This window comes from Brevibacterium rongguiense (assembly GCF_009857845.1).
GTDB lineage: Bacteria > Actinomycetota > Actinomycetes > Actinomycetales > Brevibacteriaceae > Brevibacterium > Brevibacterium rongguiense.
In genome coordinates this window covers 22,742-39,272 of the sequence record NZ_WWEQ01000001.1, presented here as the reverse complement: position 1 = coordinate 39,272, position 16,531 = coordinate 22,742, and the positions used below count along the sequence as shown (strand labels likewise).

Annotated in this window: 23 protein-coding genes, 1 pseudogene and 1 riboswitch; of the genes and pseudogenes, 21 read left to right on the top strand and 3 right to left on the bottom strand. The window is 70.8% G+C overall.

Going from position 1 to position 16,531, the window contains the following annotated elements:
- Nucleotide 1 precedes the first annotated feature (1 nt).
- The 11 genes and pseudogenes from rplX to map all read left to right on the top strand — a co-directional run bounded on the left by rplX (nt 2) and on the right by map (nt 6,649).
- Nucleotides 2-370 (top strand): 50S ribosomal protein L24, encoded by a 369-nt coding sequence (gene rplX, locus GSY69_RS00220; RefSeq protein ID WP_160951911.1) that lies wholly within the window; start codon nt 2-4, stop codon nt 368-370.
- Nucleotides 370-942 (top strand): 50S ribosomal protein L5, encoded by a 573-nt coding sequence (gene rplE, locus GSY69_RS00215; RefSeq protein WP_160951910.1) that lies wholly within the window; start codon nt 370-372, stop codon nt 940-942. The genes rplX and rplE overlap by 1 nt, the downstream gene beginning before the upstream one ends.
- 58 nt (nt 943-1,000) lie before the next feature.
- Complete coding sequence (gene rpsH, locus GSY69_RS00210) at nt 1,001-1,399, top strand: 30S ribosomal protein S8 (RefSeq protein WP_160951909.1); 399 nt, start codon at nt 1,001-1,003, stop codon at nt 1,397-1,399.
- 15 nt (nt 1,400-1,414) lie between these two features.
- Nucleotides 1,415-1,951, top strand: a complete 537-nt coding sequence (rplF, locus tag GSY69_RS00205; protein ID WP_160951908.1) for a 50S ribosomal protein L6 — start codon at nt 1,415-1,417, stop codon at nt 1,949-1,951.
- A gap of 2 nt (nt 1,952-1,953) precedes the next feature.
- On the top strand, nt 1,954-2,334 hold the full coding sequence (gene rplR, locus GSY69_RS00200; RefSeq protein WP_160951963.1) for a 50S ribosomal protein L18: 381 nt from the start codon (nt 1,954-1,956) through the stop codon (nt 2,332-2,334).
- Nucleotides 2,331-3,029 (top strand): 30S ribosomal protein S5, encoded by a 699-nt coding sequence (rpsE, locus tag GSY69_RS00195; RefSeq protein WP_160951907.1) that lies wholly within the window; start codon nt 2,331-2,333, stop codon nt 3,027-3,029. Before rplR ends, rpsE begins: the two co-directional genes overlap by 4 nt.
- Nucleotides 3,029-3,211 (top strand): 50S ribosomal protein L30, encoded by a 183-nt coding sequence (gene rpmD / locus GSY69_RS00190; protein ID WP_160951906.1) that lies wholly within the window; start codon nt 3,029-3,031, stop codon nt 3,209-3,211. Before rpsE ends, rpmD begins: the two co-directional genes overlap by 1 nt.
- A gap of 1 nt (nt 3,212) precedes the next feature.
- On the top strand, nt 3,213-3,665 hold the full coding sequence (gene rplO / locus GSY69_RS00185; protein WP_160951905.1) for a 50S ribosomal protein L15: 453 nt from the start codon (nt 3,213-3,215) through the stop codon (nt 3,663-3,665).
- Between the two features lie 251 nt (nt 3,666-3,916).
- Entirely contained in the window at nt 3,917-5,218 is a 1,302-nt protein-coding gene (gene secY, locus GSY69_RS00180) for a preprotein translocase subunit SecY (protein WP_160951904.1), read from the top strand.
- Nucleotides 5,219-5,253: 35 nt separating this feature from the next.
- Entirely contained in the window at nt 5,254-5,823 is a 570-nt protein-coding gene (locus GSY69_RS00175; RefSeq protein WP_160951903.1) for an adenylate kinase, read from the top strand.
- Nucleotides 5,823-6,649 (top strand): annotated as a pseudogene (gene map / locus GSY69_RS00170) (type I methionyl aminopeptidase). Before GSY69_RS00175 ends, map begins: the two are co-directional and overlap by 1 nt.
- Before the next feature lie 40 nt (nt 6,650-6,689).
- Here the strand turns inward: map and GSY69_RS00165 are convergent.
- Nucleotides 6,690-6,947, bottom strand: a complete 258-nt coding sequence (locus GSY69_RS00165; protein ID WP_160951902.1) for a hypothetical protein — start codon at nt 6,945-6,947, stop codon at nt 6,690-6,692.
- A 104-nt stretch (nt 6,948-7,051) separates the two neighbouring features.
- Between GSY69_RS00165 and GSY69_RS00160 the strand changes: the two genes are divergently transcribed.
- Nucleotides 7,052-7,900, top strand: coding sequence for a hypothetical protein (locus GSY69_RS00160; protein WP_160951901.1), 849 nt, complete (start codon nt 7,052-7,054; stop codon nt 7,898-7,900).
- A gap of 204 nt (nt 7,901-8,104) precedes the next feature.
- Nucleotides 8,105-8,500 carry a hypothetical protein gene (locus GSY69_RS00155; RefSeq protein WP_160951900.1) on the top strand — a complete coding sequence of 132 codons (396 nt, stop codon included), beginning with the start codon at nt 8,105-8,107 and terminating at the stop codon, nt 8,498-8,500.
- Between the two features lie 159 nt (nt 8,501-8,659).
- Here GSY69_RS00155 and GSY69_RS00150 read toward each other — a convergent pair whose 3' ends face one another.
- Complete coding sequence (locus GSY69_RS00150) at nt 8,660-9,724, bottom strand: C2 family cysteine protease (RefSeq protein WP_160951899.1); 1,065 nt, start codon at nt 9,722-9,724, stop codon at nt 8,660-8,662.
- A 298-nt stretch (nt 9,725-10,022) separates the two neighbouring features.
- Here GSY69_RS00150 and infA point away from each other — a divergent pair, with 298 nt between their 5' ends.
- The 6 genes from infA to rplQ all read left to right on the top strand — a co-directional run bounded on the left by infA (nt 10,023) and on the right by rplQ (nt 13,119).
- Complete coding sequence (gene infA, locus GSY69_RS00145; RefSeq protein ID WP_101653563.1) at nt 10,023-10,244, top strand: translation initiation factor IF-1; 222 nt, start codon at nt 10,023-10,025, stop codon at nt 10,242-10,244.
- A gap of 83 nt (nt 10,245-10,327) precedes the next feature.
- Nucleotides 10,328-10,441: a 50S ribosomal protein L36 gene (gene rpmJ, locus GSY69_RS00140; protein WP_160951898.1), complete on the top strand. Its 114-nt coding sequence runs from the start codon at nt 10,328-10,330 to the stop codon at nt 10,439-10,441.
- A gap of 185 nt (nt 10,442-10,626) precedes the next feature.
- Nucleotides 10,627-10,995, top strand: coding sequence for a 30S ribosomal protein S13 (gene rpsM, locus GSY69_RS00135; RefSeq protein ID WP_160951897.1), 369 nt, complete (start codon nt 10,627-10,629; stop codon nt 10,993-10,995).
- Between the two features lie 32 nt (nt 10,996-11,027).
- Nucleotides 11,028-11,432 (top strand): 30S ribosomal protein S11, encoded by a 405-nt coding sequence (gene rpsK, locus GSY69_RS00130; RefSeq protein ID WP_160951896.1) that lies wholly within the window; start codon nt 11,028-11,030, stop codon nt 11,430-11,432.
- A gap of 100 nt (nt 11,433-11,532) precedes the next feature.
- The gene (locus GSY69_RS00125) at nt 11,533-12,537 is read left to right on the top strand and encodes a DNA-directed RNA polymerase subunit alpha (protein ID WP_160951895.1); all 1,005 of its coding nucleotides are present in this window, start codon (nt 11,533-11,535) and stop codon (nt 12,535-12,537) included.
- A gap of 21 nt (nt 12,538-12,558) precedes the next feature.
- A complete protein-coding gene (rplQ, locus tag GSY69_RS00120) occupies nt 12,559-13,119 on the top strand; it encodes a 50S ribosomal protein L17 (RefSeq protein ID WP_160951894.1) in 561 nt (186 codons plus the stop codon).
- 96 nt (nt 13,120-13,215) lie between these two features.
- Here the strand turns inward: rplQ and purU are convergent, their stop codons facing one another.
- Nucleotides 13,216-14,094: a formyltetrahydrofolate deformylase gene (gene purU / locus GSY69_RS00115; RefSeq protein WP_160951893.1), complete on the bottom strand. Its 879-nt coding sequence runs from the start codon at nt 14,092-14,094 to the stop codon at nt 13,216-13,218.
- 34 nt (nt 14,095-14,128) lie between these two features.
- Nucleotides 14,129-14,233, top strand: a riboswitch (ZMP/ZTP riboswitch).
- Between the two features lie 68 nt (nt 14,234-14,301).
- Here purU and glyA point away from each other — a divergent pair.
- Both glyA and GSY69_RS00105 read left to right on the top strand, forming a co-directional pair.
- A complete protein-coding gene (gene glyA, locus GSY69_RS00110; protein WP_160951892.1) occupies nt 14,302-15,564 on the top strand; it encodes a serine hydroxymethyltransferase in 1,263 nt (420 codons plus the stop codon).
- Nucleotides 15,561-16,448: a bifunctional methylenetetrahydrofolate dehydrogenase/methenyltetrahydrofolate cyclohydrolase gene (locus GSY69_RS00105; RefSeq protein WP_160951962.1), complete on the top strand. Its 888-nt coding sequence runs from the start codon at nt 15,561-15,563 to the stop codon at nt 16,446-16,448. The genes glyA and GSY69_RS00105 overlap by 4 nt, the downstream gene beginning before the upstream one ends.
- Nucleotides 16,449-16,531: the final 83 nt, after the last annotated feature.

The window sequence follows — 16,531 nt, the reverse complement described above, 5'->3', positions numbered from 1 at the left end:
CATGGCGAACAAGCTCAAGATCAAGAAGGGCGACCTCGTCCAGGTGATCTCCGGTGCCCGGCAGGCCCGCGGCGGCGACCGCGGCAAGCAGGGCAAGGTCCTCGAGGTCTACCCGGAGCGCAATCGCGTGCTCGTCGAGGGCATCAACCGCGTGACCAAGCACAAGAAGGCCGGCCAGACCGCCAACGGCGCCACCGCCGGCGGCATCGAGGTCGTCGAGGCGCCCATCCACGTCTCGAACGTCATGCTCGTGGATCCGAAGGACAAGAAGCCCACCCGCGTGGGCTACCGCGAAGAGGTCGTGGAGCGCGACGGTCGGCAGAAGACCGTGCGGATCCGCATCTCGCGCCGCACCGGGGAGGACATCTGATGACCGAGAACACCGTGTCCAACCGTCCCGCACCGCGCCTCAAGCAGGTCTACCGCGATGAGATCGTGGCCAAGCTGCAGGACGAGTTCGGCTACGCCAACCCCATGCAGGTGCCGACGCTGACCAAGGTCGTCGTCAACATGGGCGTCGGGGACGCCGCCCGCGACTCGAAGCTCATCGAGGGCGCGATCAACGACCTCACGCTCATCACGGGCCAGAAGCCGGTCGTGACCCGCGCACGCAAGTCGATCGCGCAGTTCAAGCTGCGCGAGGGCCAGCCGATCGGCGCGCACGTCACGCTGCGCGGCGCGCGCATGTGGGAGTTCCTCGACCGCGTCGTGTCGCTCGCGCTGCCCCGCATCCGCGACTTCCGCGGCCTGTCGGACCGCCAGTTCGACGGCAACGGCAACTACACGTTCGGCCTCACGGAGCAGTCGATGTTCCACGAGATCGACCAGGACGCGATCGACCGGGTGCGCGGCATGGACATCACCGTCGTGACGACCGCCAAGTCGGACGAGGACGGCCGGGCACTGCTCCGCCACCTCGGCTTCCCGTTCAAGACCAACTGATCTCTACGCTGCAGGTCCCCCGCGCGGGGAAACCTCAACGAGGAAGGGCACGAGCCCAATGACTATGACCGATCCCGTCGCAGACATGCTCACGCGTCTGCGCAACGCCAATTCGGCGTATCACGAAGAAGTCAGCATGCCCCACAGCAAGCTGAAGACGAACATCGCCGAGATCCTCAAGGCCGAGGGCTACATCGCCGACTACCGCGTCGCGGACGCGGAGGTCGGCAAGAGCCTCGAGCTCGACCTCAAGTTCGGCCCGAACCGCGAGCGGTCGATCGCCGGCCTCAAGCGCGTGTCGAAGCCGGGTCTGCGGGTCTACGCGAAGAGCACGAACCTGCCGAAGGTCCTGGGCGGACTGGGCATCGCGATCCTGTCGACGTCCTCCGGCCTGCTCACCGATCGTCAGGCCGCCAAGAAGGGCGTGGGCGGAGAAGTCCTCGCCTACGTCTGGTAAGGAAGGAGAGAGCACATGTCACGCATTGGCAAGCAGCCGATCTCCGTTCCCTCGGGCGTGGAGGTCGCGATCGACGGGCAGCACGTGTCCGTCAAGGGGCCCAAGGGCGAGTTCGCCGTCACGGTCCCGGAGCCCATCCGGGCGACCCTGGACGACGGCGTCATCACGGTGACCCGCCCCGACGACGAGCGCGAGTCGCGTTCGCTCCACGGGCTGAGCCGGACGCTCATCAACAACGCCATCATCGGCGTCACCGAGGGCTTCAAGAAGTCCCTCGAGATCGTGGGCACGGGCTACCGTGTGCAGGCCAAGGGCGCGAACCTCGAGTTCGCCCTGGGCTACAGCCACTCGATCACCGTTGAGCCGCCGGAGGGCATCACGTTCTCCGTGGAGGGTCAGAACAGGCTGACCGTCTCCGGCATCTCGAAGCAGCAGGTCGGCGAGGTTGCGGCGAAGATCCGCAAGCTGCGCAAGCCCGAGCCGTACAAGGGCAAGGGCGTTCGCTACGCCGGCGAGAACATTCGCCGCAAGGTCGGAAAGGCTGGTAAGTGACCATGGCCTTCGGAAAGAAGCAGAGCTACGGCAAGGGCAAGGCCGCCGCGCGCGCCCGTCGCCACACCCGTCTGCGCAAGCACATCTCCGGCACCGCGGAGCGCCCCCGCCTCGCGGTCACCCGGTCCTCGCGGCACGTGTTCGTGCAGGTCATCGACGATGCGAAGGGCCACACGCTGGTCTCGGCGTCGACGATGGAGCCCGAACTGCGCGCCGACGCGGGCGACAAGACCGCCAAGGCCCGCAAGGTGGGCTCCCTGGTGGCCGACCGCGCGAAGGCCGCCGGCATCGACTCCGTGGTCTTCGACCGCGGGGGCAATGCCTACCACGGCCGCGTTGCGGCCATCGCCGAAGGCGCACGTGAAGGAGGGCTGAGCCTGTGAGCGAAGAGAACAAGGACCAGCAGCAGACCGCCGACCAGGCCCAGGGCCAGAACCAGGGCCAGGGGCAGGGCCAGAACCAGTCCCAGGGTCAGGGCGACGATCGCGGCCGTGGCCGCGGCGGCCGTGGCCGCGGGGACGGCGGCAACCGCCGCGGCAACCGCCAGGACCGCGACGACAAGAACCAGTTCGTCGAGCACGTCGTGACGATCAACCGCGTGTCCAAGGTGGTCAAGGGCGGACGTCGGTTCTCCTTCACCGCACTGGTCGTCGTGGGCGACGGCAACGGCATGGTGGGCATGGGCTACGGCAAGGCCAAGGAAGTTCCCGCGGCCATCGCCAAGGGCGTGGAGGAGGCGAAGAAGAACTTCTTCCGCGTCCCCCGCATCCAGAAGACCATCCCGCACCCCGTCCAGGGCGAGGAAGCGGCCGGCGTCGTCCTGCTGCGCCCGGCCGCACCCGGCACCGGCGTCATCGCCGGCGGCCCCGTGCGCGCCGTCCTCGACGCAGCGGGCATCCACGACATCCTGTCGAAGTCGCTGGGCTCCTCGAACGCGATCAACATCGTGCACGCCACGATCGCCGCGCTCAAGGCCCTCGAGACGCCGCAGGCCGTCGCCGCCCGCCGCGGGCTGCCCGTGGACGAGGTCGCACCGCAGGCCATGCTGCGCGCAGAGGAAAGCGGGGCGAACGCCTGATGGCCAAGCTGAAGATTACCCAGACCAAGTCCGAAATCGGTGGCAAGCGCAACCAGCGCGAGACGCTCCGGACCCTCGGCCTCAAGCGGATCAGCGATTCCGTCGTGAAAGAGGACCGTCCGGAGATCCGCGGCATGGTGAATGTCGTGAGCCACCTCGTGAAGATCGAAGAGGTGGACTGATATGGCAGATCAGCGCTCGCTCAAACTCCACCACCTGCGCCCTGCCCCCGGCTCGAACACTCCCAAGACCCGCGTGGGTCGCGGCGAGGGCTCGAAGGGCAAGACCGCCGGCCGCGGCACCAAGGGCACGAAGGCCCGCTACCAGGTGCCCCACGGCTTCGAGGGTGGGCAGACGCCGCTGCACATGCGGCTGCCCAAGCTGCGCGGGTTCAAGAACCCGAACAAGGTGACCTTCCAGGTCGTCAACCTCGACAAGCTCTCCGCGCTGTTCCCCGAGGGCGGCACCGTGGGCATCGAGGAGCTCGTCGCCAAGGGCGCCGTGCGGGCCAACCAGCCCGTCAAGGTGCTCGGCACCGGTGAGATCACCGTGAAGCTCGACGTCACCGCGAACAGGTTCTCCGGCTCCGCAGCGGAGAAGATCGCGGCGGCGGGCGGTTCGACCACCACCGTGTGATCGAACGCCATTCGCACTCCGGAGGGGAGGACGGCCGCTCGGCCGTCCTCCCCTCCGTGCGTGCGCGGAGCCCCGCGCACCGGCGCGGGCGGGCTCACGCGCCTCGGGCCCCGCATCGGCCGCACCGGGCCGGTGGGCGGCCGCGCGATTGCCGCCAGACCCGCCCACCCTGGTAAGGTTCCACTGGTACCCGGCCGCGCCATGCCCCGGGACCCACCTGCATCGCACTGATCATCTACCGAGGAGGACGCTTGCTCGGCGCTATTGGGCGGGCTTTCAGAACGCCCGATCTGAGGAAGAAACTCCTCTTCACTCTCAGCATCATCGTGCTCTACCGCGTGGGCTGCTACATCCCCTCGCCCGGCATCGACTTCAAGCGCGTGCAGGAGTGCGTGGCCTCGCCGGAGCTCACCCAGGGCGCGTTCGGGCTCATCAACCTGTTCAGCGGCGGGGCCCTGCTCCAGCTGTCGATCTTCGCGCTGGGCATCATGCCCTACATCACCGCGAGCATCATCACCCAGCTGCTGCGCGTGGTCATCCCGCGCTTCGAGGCCCTCCACAAGGAGGGCGCCTCCGGCCAGGCGAAGCTCACGCAGTACACCCGCTACATGACGATCGGGCTCGCGATCCTCAACGCGACGACCCTCGTCTCGACGGTCCGCTCCGGCGCGCTGTTCGGCAACAACGAGTCGTGCACGAACCTCATCGTCAACGACGAGTGGTGGGGCATCGCGATCATCATCGTGACGCTGACCGCGGGCACCGGCCTCATCATGTGGCTGGGCGAGCAGATCACCGAGCGGGGAATCGGCAACGGCATGTCGCTGCTCATCTTCACCTCGGTGGCCGCGGGCTTCCCCTCGGCATTCGGCGCGATCCTCAAGACGAAGGGCCCGGACACCTTCGCGATCGTCGTGCTCGTGGGCCTCGCGATCGTCGCCCTCGTCGTCTTCGTCGAGCAGTCCCAGCGCCGCATCCCCGTCCAGTACGCCAAGCGCATGGTGGGCCGGCGGATGTTCGGCGGCACCTCGACGTACATCCCGATCAAGGTCAACCAGGCCGGCGTCATCCCCGTGATCTTCGCATCCTCGGTGCTCTACCTGCCCTCGCTCATCGCGCAGTTCGGACCCAAGGACGCGGGCTGGACGCAGTGGATCCAGACCTACCTGACCCGCGGCGACCACCCGATCTACATGATCGCCTACGCGGTGCTCACGATCTTCTTCGCCTACTTCTACGTGGCGATCACCTTCAACCCGGAGGAGGTCGCGGACAACATGAAGAAGTACGGCGGCTTCATCCCGGGCATCCGCGCCGGCCGGCCGACCGAGCGCTACCTGAGCTTCGTGCTCACGCGCATCACGTTCCCCGGTTCGATCTACCTGGCGTTCGTCGCCATGATCCCGCTCGTCGCGCTCGTGCTCGTCGGCGCCAGCCAGAACTTCCCGTTCGGCGGCACCTCGCTGCTCATCGTGGTGGGCGTGGGCCTCGAGACCGTCAAGCAGATCGACTCGCAGCTCCAGCAGCGCCACTACGAGGGCCTGCTGCGCTGAGCACACCGGCCGCGGCCGTCTACGAAAGGATTCCCATGAGCGAGCGCATCATCCTCATCGGCCCTCCCGGGGCCGGCAAGGGCACGCAGGCCGAGCGCCTGAGCGAGGAGCTGGGCATCCCCGCGATCTCCACCGGCGACATCTTCCGCGCCAACGTCAAGGGCGAGACGGAGCTGGGCACCACCGCCAAGCGCTACATGGACGCCGGCGAGTACGTGCCCGACGAGGTCACGAACAAGATGATCGCGGACCGCCTGGCCCAGGACGATGCCGCGGACGGCTTCCTGCTGGACGGCTACCCGCGCACCGCGGCCCAGGTCGAGGAACTCGACCGCATGCTCTCGGCGCAGGGGCACGGCCTCGACCACGTCGTCGAGCTCACCGCCGACACCGATGAGGTGGTCGCCCGCCTGCTCACCCGCTCGCAGCTGCAGGGCCGCTCGGACGACACGGAAGACGTCATCCGCCACCGCCTGGACGTCTACGCGGAGCAGACGCAGCCGCTGACGGACATCTACGCCGACCGCGGGCTGCTGCGCCGCGTCGACGGCCTGGGCGAGGTCGAGGAGATCACCGCGCGGATCCTGGCCGCCCTCGGCCGCTGATGTTCTCCCCGCGCGTCGAGCTCAAGAGCCCGGACCAGATCCGCACCATGCGCCGCGCCGGGCTCGTCACCCGCGCCGCGCTCGAGGCCGCGCGCGCGGTCTGCGTGCCCGGCGCCACCACCGACGATGTGGACTCCGCCGGGGCCGCCGCGATCGCCGGGGCGGGCGCCGCCTCGAACTTCCTGGGCTACATGGGCTATCCCGCGACGCTGTGCGTGTCCGTCAACGACGTCATCGTCCACGGCATCCCCGGGCCGCGCAACCTCGAGCCCGGCGACGTCGTGTCGATCGACGGCGGCGCGATCGTCGAGGGCTGGCACGGGGACGCCGCGATCACGGTCATCGTGGGCGGCGATGCGGCCGCCGATCCCGTGGACCTGGCCCTGAGCAGGGCCACCGAGGGTGCGATGTGGGCCGGCATCGCCGCATTCGCCTCCGCCAAGCGGGTGGGGGACATCGGCGCGGCCATCGACGACTTCGCCGCGCGCGAGGCCCCGGAATTCGGCCTCGTCGAGGAGTACACCGGGCACGGCATCGGCACGCAGATGCACATGGAGCCCGAGGTCCTCAACTACCGGGCGAGGAACCTGGGACCGAAGGTCCGGCCCGGCATGGTGCTCGCCATCGAGCCGATGCTCACCTCCGGCGGCATCGCGAGCCACACCCTCGCCGATGAGTGGACCGTCATGACGACGACGGCTCGCGGGCCGCGCACTGGGAGAACTCCGTGGCCCGCCACGCGGACGGGATCTGGGTGCTCACCGAGGACGACGGCGGCGCCGCGGGGCTCGCGCCCTACGGGATCGCCCCGGTTCCGCTCGACTGAGAGCCGCGCTCCCGCTCGGGCCGGCTGGCGGCCGTGGGCCTCAGGCCCCGGGGGCCCGACGTTCGCGCGAACGGGCAATCAGCAGCGTCGGGGCGAAGGTGGCGCCGAAGGCCAGCAGGCCCAGCGCGAGCATCCACACGAGGGTGGCGTCGATGCCGAATCCCATGAGCATGAAGAGCCCGAACGACAGCACCAGCGCGAACGAGGCGCCCAGCAGCGCCGACTGCGCCGCTGCCGCCAAGGCGGCGGGACGGGGTGCGGGGGGACGGCCACCCGGGTGCTGCGGGTCAGTGGTCATGGGGAGTCCTTCCGGGTCACGGGCGCTGCGGCGGGCGCCGCATGGCCCTCACAGTAGGATCGGGTGAACCGGATCACCATTTCCTCACGAACCGCGGTGAAACTGTGTCACCATCTCAGCGCTACCGCCTCACCCGTCCTGCCTTCGACATCGTCTCCGTCTTCGGCAGCCTGCGGGCGCATGCCCTGCCCACCTCGGCGTTCATTGCGGTCCTCGCCGCGCGCGGATACTCCGAGACCAACGTGCACACCCAGCTCAACCGGCTCGTGCACCGGGGCCTGCTCGTCCGCGCGCCGCGCGGCGGCCGGGCCGTCTTCTTCCTGGGCGCGCGCCTGCTGGTCTCCTTCGATGCGCTGTCCGGCGCGGGCGACCGTGCGGTCTACGCCGGGCGCCTGACGCTGCTGCTCACCGCCGTGCCCGAGTCCGACCGGGCCGCCCGCGACCGCCTCGACTACCTGGCCCGGCGCCACGGCTTCGGCCGGCTGCGCCCGGGGGCGTTCGTCTCCGCCGCCGCCGAGGCGCCCGCCGCGCTCGTCCCCGAGCTCGCGGCACTGCCCGCGGCGGCATGGGCCGACACCAGCGCGCTCGTGCCCCGCTGCCACGAGCACGCGCGCGAGCTCATCGCCCGCGCCTTCGACCCGGTCGGCCTGCGGGCGGGCCTCAGGGCCGCCGCCGCGCGCACCCCCGCCCTGGGCGACGCGCTGGCGGCGGGTCCGGCGCCCTCCGACGCGGCGCTGCGCAGCTTCGGCGAGCACTTCTTCCGGGCGGCCGCGCTCGTCCTCGACACCCCGGCCCTGCCCGCCGAGCTCACGCCCGGGGTCGATCTGGCCGCGGACGCCGGTGCCCTCATGTGCGGCTTGCGCGCCCTGCACGCCGCGCACATCGCCGATCGCCTGCGGACGCTCGTCGCGGACCTGCCCGGTGCCGAGCACATCGAGTGGGCCGGCTGCTAGCCATGGCGGTCGAAAACCTCGATCACGACCGCGTGCCTCGGCCGCTCGCGAGGCGGGGGGGGGGGAGGGGGCTGGGGCACCGTCTCCCATGGTCGACCAGTGCCCCCGCCCCCCGCCATCGCCGATCGCCCATCGACGGACCTGGGCCGGCGAGATACATTCGGCTCATGCCCACCGTGAGCGCTGACATCCTGGCCGCAGCCCGTGCCTGACCACCGCGGGCGCAGGGCCATGCGCATCGGCGCATGGGCAGCGAGCGCGATGCTGCTGCTGTCGCTGGGTCTCTGGCTGACACCGCGCGCTTTCGCTGCGAGCAGGCTCCACGGCGCCGTCGGAGACCCGGAATCCTACTGCCCCGGTGGGGCCAGCGGGATCGACGTCGCCTACGACGAGCGCACGCAGAGGATCTACTGCGAGACCACGGGTGAGAACAACCCGAGCCGGTGGCTGCAGGACGACATGAGCCGGCTCTTCCACGACACCGGCGCCGCGCTGCTCCTCTTCGCCTCGCTCGCCGTATGGGTGGCACTCCTCTTCGCGACCTCGCGCGCGAAGCGCCGGGCGCGCGGCGATCGACCGGCCAGGGGCAGCCACCGGTAACGCGCTCGCAATCCAATCCCGGCCCGCCTCATCGGGCCGCCTTGTCGGACCCGCGTCGCGAGCGCTGCCCGATTCGGATCGCGCAGGCGGCCGCGAGCCGAGCCGGAAGAGCGGACCCGTCCCGACTGCCTTCTCCCTGGGCCGCACGGGCCCCGGCGCTCACGGGCGCGCCGCCAGCACCGGCCCGACATTCACGCTGAGGAACGCGCGGCGCAGCTGGCGGGCCGAGAGCCAGAGGTCCGCGCCGGCGGCCGGCCCGCTGCCGCCCAGCGGGTTGCGCAGCCGCGCCCGCGGGGGCTGCCGGGGATCCGGGCGGCCGTCCTCGTCCGTGCGCGCGACGCCGAGCACCGCATAGACGTGTCCGTCCATGATCGGCACTGCGGTGCGCCCATCCTCGCGCGGCAGGCGGAACGAGCCGCGCGGCCGCACGAGAGTCGAGGCGACGACCGGGCGGCCCGCGCGCAGCGCGCGGTCCAGGCCGTCCAGGCGTCGCGGCACGGGCCGTGCCGGTGCCGCGCGGCCCGTGAGCAGCCAGAGCGCGACGTCGGCAAGATTGGATTCCAGGCGCCGATACGAACCGCCCAGCGCCACCGCGACCGCCTTCTCCACGATGCTCGCGGCGGTGGGAGCCAGGCCCCCGTCGCCACAGCGGTGGGCGACGGGCAGGCGGTCGGAGACCACGATGCGCCGGCGCGCCGGCGCCCACAGGTCCACGGCCCAGAAGCCGATCGCCGGGTGCGCCCCGGCCGGCGGGCCGTCGGCGCCGGCGGCCGCGGTGGGTCCGAGCGGGGTGAGCTGGGAGCGCGCAAAGCCCGGGCGCGCAGCCTCGCAGGCGATGAGGACGGCGACGAGCCAGCAGTCGCCCAGCCGGCCCTGGCGCAGGTCCGGAACCACGCCCCTCGGCGACCGGTCGACGGTCTCGACCGCGCGACCGGCCGGCTCCGCGCAGCCGCCGCCCCGCGCCGCCGGCTCGAGGGCCGGCAGGCGGGGGAGCAGGGTGCCCAGCGCATCGGGTCCGAGCTCGGCGAGCAGGGGGCCGAGGAGGCGGGGCGCGGTGCGCACGCCGAGGGCGGCGCGCAGGCGCTGCGCGGGCGTCGTCGGGGCGGGCAGCAGCTCGGCGCTCAGCGCTGCGAGATCGGCGCGGCAGGCGCCCGGGTCTGCCAGACAGGCGCGCAGTCGCGCTGCGAGGGCCGCCGCGGAGTGCGCGCCTCGGCCCTCGGCCACGGTGCCGTGCGCGTGTCCGTGGGGCAGGCGTGACCCGCGGGGCGGGCAGGGCCCGTCGGGCGATCGCAGGGGAGAGCGGCGGACTGGCATCGCGGCCCGATTCTGTGTAATGTAGACGATTGGTCTGTGATCGTCGGGGAGACTGCACCCACCGTGGCACGAGCGAGCCTATCGTATCGGGCGCGGAGAGTGTGGGAACCGCGGCGCTTCGGGCCGCCGGTACCGGCCCCCGCATCAGGGGGCAGGCACATTCGATGCGCAGTCGACGGGCTGCGGGAAACTGAGGTTGACGAAGGATATGGCCAAAAAAGAAGGGGTCATTGAGATCGAAGGCAGCGTTGTCGAGGCCCTCCCGAACGCAATGTTCCGGGTGGAGCTGACCAACGGCCACAAGGTGCTCGCGCACATCTCCGGAAAGATGCGCCAGCACTACATCCGCATCCTCCCCGAGGACCGCGTCGTCGTGGAGCTCTCCCCGTACGACCTCACTCGAGGGCGCATCGTCTACCGGTACAAGTAAGTTCGGCATTTCGGCACCTCTCGCCGCGCGGCCCCGCAGGCTCAGCCCTGCAGGGGTCTTCGCTGTGAGGAGAAGGAAGAGCGATGAAGGTTAAGCCCAGCGTCAAGCCGATCTGCGAGAAGTGCAAGGTCATCCGCCGCAACAGCCGCGTCATGGTGATCTGCGACAACCCGCGCCACAAGCAGCGTCAGGGCTGATCGGCCACTTCCGGCAGATCCGGAGTTCGGCACCCCGCAGGGGCGCGCGAACCCACACCCAAGCAGGCCCCGCCCCCCGTCCAGGGGACGGGACGACACCCCCGGTCGGAGGCCGGGGACCCGCCTCACGATGAGGCGGGACGGGCCTGAGCAAGCACCTCCGTATCGACAATTGGAGTAGACACATGGCACGTCTTGCCGGAGTCGACCTCCCGCGCGAAAAGCGCGTGGAAGTCGCCCTGACATACATCTACGGTGTGGGCCGCACTCGCGCGAGCCAGACCCTGACCGACACGGGCGTGAGCCCCGATACCCGCGTGAAGGACCTGAGCGACGACGAGCTCGTCCGCCTGCGCGACTACATCGAGGGCACGTTCAAGGTCGAAGGCGATCTCCGCCGCGAGGTCACCGCCGACATCCGCCGCAAGGTGGAGATCGGCAGCTACGAGGGCCTCCGCCACCGCCGCGGGCTGCCCGTGCGCGGCCAGCGCACGAAGACCAATGCGCGCACCCGCAAGGGCCCCAAGCGCACGGTCGCCGGTAAGAAGAAGTAAGCCCTCAGCTTTCGATCAGGAGTTTTCACACTATGCCTCCCAAGTCACGCGCAGCAGCCGCGCGCAAGCCCCGCCGCAGGGACAAGAAGAACATCGTCAACGGCCAGGCGCACATCAAGTCGACGTTCAACAACACGATCGTCTCCATCACGGACCCCACGGGCGCCGTCATCTCCTGGGCCTCGTCCGGCGAGGTGGGCTTCAAGGGCTCGCGCAAGTCCACGCCCTACGCCGCGCAGATGGCCGCCGAGTCGGCCGCGCGCCGCGCCCAGGAGCACGGCCTCAAGAAGGTCGACGTCTTCGTCAAGGGCCCGGGTTCGGGCCGCGAGACCGCGATCCGCTCGCTGCAGGCCACCGGCCTGGAGCTCGGCACCATCCAGGACGTCACCCCGACGCCCCACAATGGCTGCCGTCCCCCCAAGCGCCGTCGCGGCTGATCAGCCTCGTCCCAACCCACCCGCCAGCGTCACGCAGGCCCCGCCTCGTGAAGTGCAGTGCGAGCGTCAGATAGCGGATGCTCGCTGAAAGGAAGCCCACGTGCTGATTGCACAGCGCCCCACGCTTACGGAAGAGGTCGTCGACGCCCATCGGTCGCGGTTCGTCATCGAGCCGCTCGAGCCCGGCTTCGGCTACACCCTCGGCAACTCGCTGCGCCGGACCCTGCTGTCCTCGATTCCCGGCGCGGCCGTGACGAGCATCCGGGTCGACGGTGTCCTCCACGAGTTCACCACCGTGCCCGGTGTGAAGGAAGACGTCACCGAGTTCATCCTCAACCTCAAGTCGCTCGTCGTCTCCTCGGAGTTCGATGAGCCGGTCGTCGCCTACCTGCGCAAGCAGGGACCGGGCGAGGTCACGGCCGCGGACATCTCCGCGCCCGGCGGCGTCGAGATCCACAACCCGGAGCTCTTCATCGCCACGCTCGACGAGAACGCGCGCCTGGACATGGAGCTGACGATCGAGCGCGGCCGCGGGTACGTGTCCGCCGCCCAGAACAAGAACATCGACGCGGAGATCGGCCGGATCCCGGTCGACTCGATCTACTCGCCGGTGCTCAAGGTGACCTACAAGGTCGAGGCGACCCGCGTCGAGCAGCGCACCGACTTCGACCGCCTGGTCGTCGACGTCGAGGCCAAGCCGTCCATCAGCCCCCGCGACGCGGTGGCCTCGGCCGGCAAGACCCTCGTCGAGCTCTTCGGGCTGGCCCGCGAGCTCAACGTCGAGGCCGAGGGCATCGACATCGGGCCCTCGCCGGTCGATGCGGCGATGGCCGCGGACCTCGCCCTGGCGATCGAGGACCTCGACCTCACCGTGCGGTCGTACAACTGCCTCAAGCGCGAGGGGATCCACACCGTGGGCGAACTCGTGGGCCGCAGCGAGGCCGACCTCATGGACATCCGCAACTTCGGCTCCAAGTCAATCGACGAGGTCAAGCAGAAGCTCAGCGAGCTGGGTCTGAGCCTCAAGGACAGCCCGGCCGGCTTCGGCGAGTCGGTCCCCGCCGACGGCGACGACGAGTCCTTCGTCGAGGACGAACAGTTCTAAGAATTCCAAGGAGACAAACCCATGCCTACGCCTACGAAGGGACCCCGCCTCGGCGGCTCCCCGGCGCATGAGCGGCTCATGCTCAACAACCTTGCCGCACAGCTGTTCGAGAACAAGTCGATCACGACGACCGTGACGAAGGCCAAGCGCCTGCGCCCGGTCGCGGAGCGCCTCATCACGTTCGCGAAGCGCGGCGACCTCGCCGCTCGCCGCCGCGTGCTGGGCCGCATCTCCGACAAGGGGATCGTCCACGAGCTGTTCACCTCGATCGCTCCGGCCGTCGCCGAGCGCCCGGGCGGCTACACCCGCATCACGAAGATCGGCCCCCGCAAGGGCGACAACGCCCCGATGGCCGTGATCGAGCTCGTGCTCGAGGCCTACTCGCCCAAGCAGGCGACGGTCAAGGAGGCCGAGGCGGTTGCCCAGGCCAACTCGACCCCGGCCCGGGACGAGCCGGCCGAGCCGGCTCAGACCGAGGCGCCGCAGGAGACGCAGGAGCAGGCGCCCCCCGCCGAGCCCGACGTCGCCGACGGCCCCCACGAGGACGAGGCGCAGGAGGCCGCGGACGACTCGAAGGAGTGATCCGCAGCCCGGCGCACCGCGCCGCGCACGCCCACAGCAGGCCCCGCCGCACCTCGAGTGCGGCGGGGCCTGCTGTGCTGCGGGTGGGGCTGCGGCCTAGCTGAAGACGACCGTGCGCTTGCCGTCGAGGATGACGCGGCGCTCGGCGTGCCAGCGCACCGCGCGGGCGAGGACCGATGCCTCGACCTCCTGGCCCTGCTGGACGAACTCGGCGTTGGACTGCGCATGGGTCACGCGGGTGACGTCCTGCTCGATGATGGGGCCCTCGTCGAGGTCCGCGGTGACGTAGTGGGCGGTCGCGCCGATGAGCTTGACGCCGCGCTCGTGGGCGCGCTGATAGGGCTTCGCGCCCTTGAAGCTGGGCAGGAACGCGTGGTGGATGTTGATGATCCGCCCGCCCATGGCCTCGGTGAGCTCGGGGGAGAGGATCTGCATGTAGCGCGCGAGCACCACGAGCTCGGCGTCGAGCTCGTCGACGAGTTCGAGCATGCGCGCCTCGGCCCCGGCCTTGTCGTCCGGGCGCGCCGGCACGTGGAAGAACGGGACGCCGTAGAACTGCGCCATGGGCTCGAGGTCCGGGTGGTTGCCGATGACGCCGACGACGTCGATGGGCAGCATGCCGGCGTCCCGGCGGAACAGCAGCGTGTTGAGGCAGTGCGCGGTCTTCGAGACCATGATGAGGGTGCGCATGCGGCGCGCGGCGGGCGCGAGCTCGAACTCCATGTCCAGGCGCTGCGCGTTCGGCTCCAGCGCCGCGCGGATCTCCTCCTCGCCGGCATGGGTGCGGAACTGCAGGCGCAGGAAGAAGCGGCGGGTGTCCGGTGAGCCGAACTGCTGGGACTCGGTGATCGTCGCGTCGAGGGCGACGAGCGCACCGGTGACGGCGTAGACGATGCCGCCCTGATCGGGGCAGGAGAGGGAGAGGATCCATTCGGGGGCGGCGGCCGGATCGGCCGGGGTGCTGGCGCTGGTCATGCCCTCATCCTAGGGATCGCCGGCTGGTAGTCTGAGCCCAGGTCGTGACTGGCGAGACAGTGGAGCCCACCACGGGGAGCGACCGCGGGGCGCGGCAGCGCTGCCCCGCCACCGGAGGCCGTTCGCCTGGGCCGAGCAGAGTTGAACACCGCAGCGCTGCCGTGCTGCAGACCGCAAGGAGCCGTTTTGCCGACTAGCCCGCATTCCATGGACGCCTCGCTGGGCGCCATCGACCCGGAGATCGCCGCCGTCGTCGACGACGAGCTCAATCGCCAGCGCTCGACGCTGGAGATGATCGCCTCGGAGAACTTCGTTCCGCGCGCCGTGCTCGAGGCGCAGGGCTCCGTCCTGACGAACAAGTACGCCGAGGGCTACCCCGGGCGCCGCTACTACGGCGGCTGCGAGTTCGTCGACGTCGCCGAGGAGCTCGCGATCGACCGTGCGAAGTCGCTCTTCGGCGCGGCCTACGCCAACGTCCAGCCCCATTCCGGCGCGAGCGCGAACGCCGCCGTCATGCACGCCTTCGCCCGCCCCGGCGACGGCCTGCTCGGCCTCGACCTGGCCCACGGCGGGCACCTCACCCACGGCATGAAGCTCAACTTCTCCGGCCGCCTGTTCGACGTCTCCACCTACGAGGTGGACCCGCAGACCTACCGCGTCGACATGGACATGGTCCGCGAGCGCGCGCTGGCGCACCGGCCCAAGGTCATCGTCGCCGGCTGGTCGGCGTACCCCCGCCAGCTCGACTTCGAGGCGTTCCGCGCGATCGCCGACGAGGTCGGCGCGGCCCTGTGGGTCGACATGGCCCACTTCGCGGGCCTCGTGGCCGCCGGGCTGCACCCCAACCCCGTGCCGCTTGCCGACGTCGTCTCCTCCACCGTGCACAAGACGATCGGCGGCCCCCGCTCCGGCTTCATCCTCAGCCGCGACGAGGCCAACGCCAAGAAGCTCAACTCGGCCGTCTTCCCGGGGCAGCAGGGCGGCCCGCTCATGCACGTCGTCGCGGCCAAGGCCGTCGCCTTCAAGCTCGCCGCGAGCCAGGAGTTCAAGGACCGTCAGGAGCGCACGGTGCGCGGCGCCCGGCTCCTCGCCGAGCGCCTGCTGGCCTCCGACGTCGCCCAGGCCGGCGCCAGCGTGCTGACCGGCGGCACCGATGTCCACCTCGTCCTCGTCGACCTGCGCGAATCCGCGCTCGACGGCAAGCAGGCCGAGGACCTCCTCCACGAGATCGGCATCACGGTCAACCGCAACGCCGTGCCCTTCGACCCGCGGCCCCCGATGGTCACCTCCGGCCTGCGGATCGGCACGCCGGCGCTGGCCACCCGCGGCTTCGGCGATGCGGAGTTCGCCGAGGTCGCCGACGTCATCGCCGAGGCGCTCAAGCCCGGCGCGGACGCCCAGGCGCTGCGCGGCCGGGTCGCGAAGCTCACCGCGGACTTCCCCCTCTACGACGGACTGGAGCAGTACTGATGGCACAGGTCCTGGACGGCAAGGCCACGGCCAAGGCGATCAAGGGCGAGCTCGCCGCGCGCGTCGAGGCGCTCGCCGCGGCCGGCCGCACGCCCGGCCTGGGCACGCTGCTCGTGGGCAAGGACCCGGGTTCGCAGTGGTACGTTGCGGGCAAGCACCGCGACTGCGCCGAGGTGGGCATCGCCTCGATCCGCGAGGACCTGCCCGCCACCGCCTCGCAGGCCGATATCGAGGCGGCGGTGCGCCGGCTCAACGAGGACCCGGCCTGCACCGGCTTCATCGTCCAGCTGCCCCTGCCCGACGGGATCGACGCCAACCGCGTGCTCGAGCTCGTCGACCCGGACAAGGACGCCGACGGGCTGCACCCGACGAGCCTCGGACGCCTGGTGCTGCGGGTCAACGGCCCCATCGACACGCCCCTGCCGTGCACCCCGCGCGGCATCGTCGAGCTCATGGAGCGCCACGGCATCGACATGGCCGGCAAGCACGTCGTCGTCCTGGGCCGCGGCGTCACCGTGGGCCGGCCCATCGGCCTGCTGCTGACCCGCAAGGCGGTCAATGCGACCGCCACCCTCACGCACACCGGCACGCGGAACCTGGCCGACCTGGTCCGGCAGGCCGACGTCATCGTCTCCGCCGCCGGGGTCAAGGACATCGTGAGCGCGGACATGGTCAAGGACGGGGCCGTGCTCATCGATGTGGGCGTCTCCCGCGAGGAGGATCCGGAGACCGGCAAGTCGAAGGTCGTGGGCGATATCTCGCGCGAGGCCCGGGAGCGCGCCTCGTGGTACTCGCCCAACCCCGGGGGAGTGGGCCCCATGACCCGGGCCATGCTGCTGGCCAACGTCGTCGACCTCGCGGAGGCGCAGGCGGACCGCGCGTAGGCGGCGCACTCCTCCCACAGCGCCCGAGGCGCGGCCCGAGCGATGCTCGGACCGCGCCTCGGGCGCGTCTGCAGTGCGGGGAC

Coding starts and splice junctions, on each gene's coding strand:
- glyA (WP_160951892.1), top strand. CDS start 14,302: ATGGACGCCTCGCTGGGCGCCATCGACCCGGAGATCGCCGCCGTCGTC.
- rpmJ (WP_160951898.1), top strand. CDS start 10,328: ATGAAGGTTAAGCCCAGCGTCAAGCCGATCTGCGAGAAGTGCAAGGTC.
- rplR (WP_160951963.1), top strand. CDS start 1,954: ATGGCCTTCGGAAAGAAGCAGAGCTACGGCAAGGGCAAGGCCGCCGCG.
- rpsM (WP_160951897.1), top strand. CDS start 10,627: ATGGCACGTCTTGCCGGAGTCGACCTCCCGCGCGAAAAGCGCGTGGAA.
- rplX (WP_160951911.1), top strand. CDS start 2: ATGGCGAACAAGCTCAAGATCAAGAAGGGCGACCTCGTCCAGGTGATC.
- rpsK (WP_160951896.1), top strand. CDS start 11,028: ATGCCTCCCAAGTCACGCGCAGCAGCCGCGCGCAAGCCCCGCCGCAGG.
- GSY69_RS00165 (WP_160951902.1), bottom strand. CDS start 6,947: ATGACCACTGACCCGCAGCACCCGGGTGGCCGTCCCCCCGCACCCCGT.
- rplF (WP_160951908.1), top strand. CDS start 1,415: ATGTCACGCATTGGCAAGCAGCCGATCTCCGTTCCCTCGGGCGTGGAG.
- purU (WP_160951893.1), bottom strand. CDS start 14,094: ATGACCAGCGCCAGCACCCCGGCCGATCCGGCCGCCGCCCCCGAATGG.
- infA (WP_101653563.1), top strand. CDS start 10,023: ATGGCCAAAAAAGAAGGGGTCATTGAGATCGAAGGCAGCGTTGTCGAG.
- GSY69_RS00175 (WP_160951903.1), top strand. CDS start 5,254: ATGAGCGAGCGCATCATCCTCATCGGCCCTCCCGGGGCCGGCAAGGGC.
- rplO (WP_160951905.1), top strand. CDS start 3,213: ATGGCAGATCAGCGCTCGCTCAAACTCCACCACCTGCGCCCTGCCCCC.
- rpmD (WP_160951906.1), top strand. CDS start 3,029: ATGGCCAAGCTGAAGATTACCCAGACCAAGTCCGAAATCGGTGGCAAG.
- rpsH (WP_160951909.1), top strand. CDS start 1,001: ATGACTATGACCGATCCCGTCGCAGACATGCTCACGCGTCTGCGCAAC.
- rplQ (WP_160951894.1), top strand. CDS start 12,559: ATGCCTACGCCTACGAAGGGACCCCGCCTCGGCGGCTCCCCGGCGCAT.
- rplE (WP_160951910.1), top strand. CDS start 370: ATGACCGAGAACACCGTGTCCAACCGTCCCGCACCGCGCCTCAAGCAG.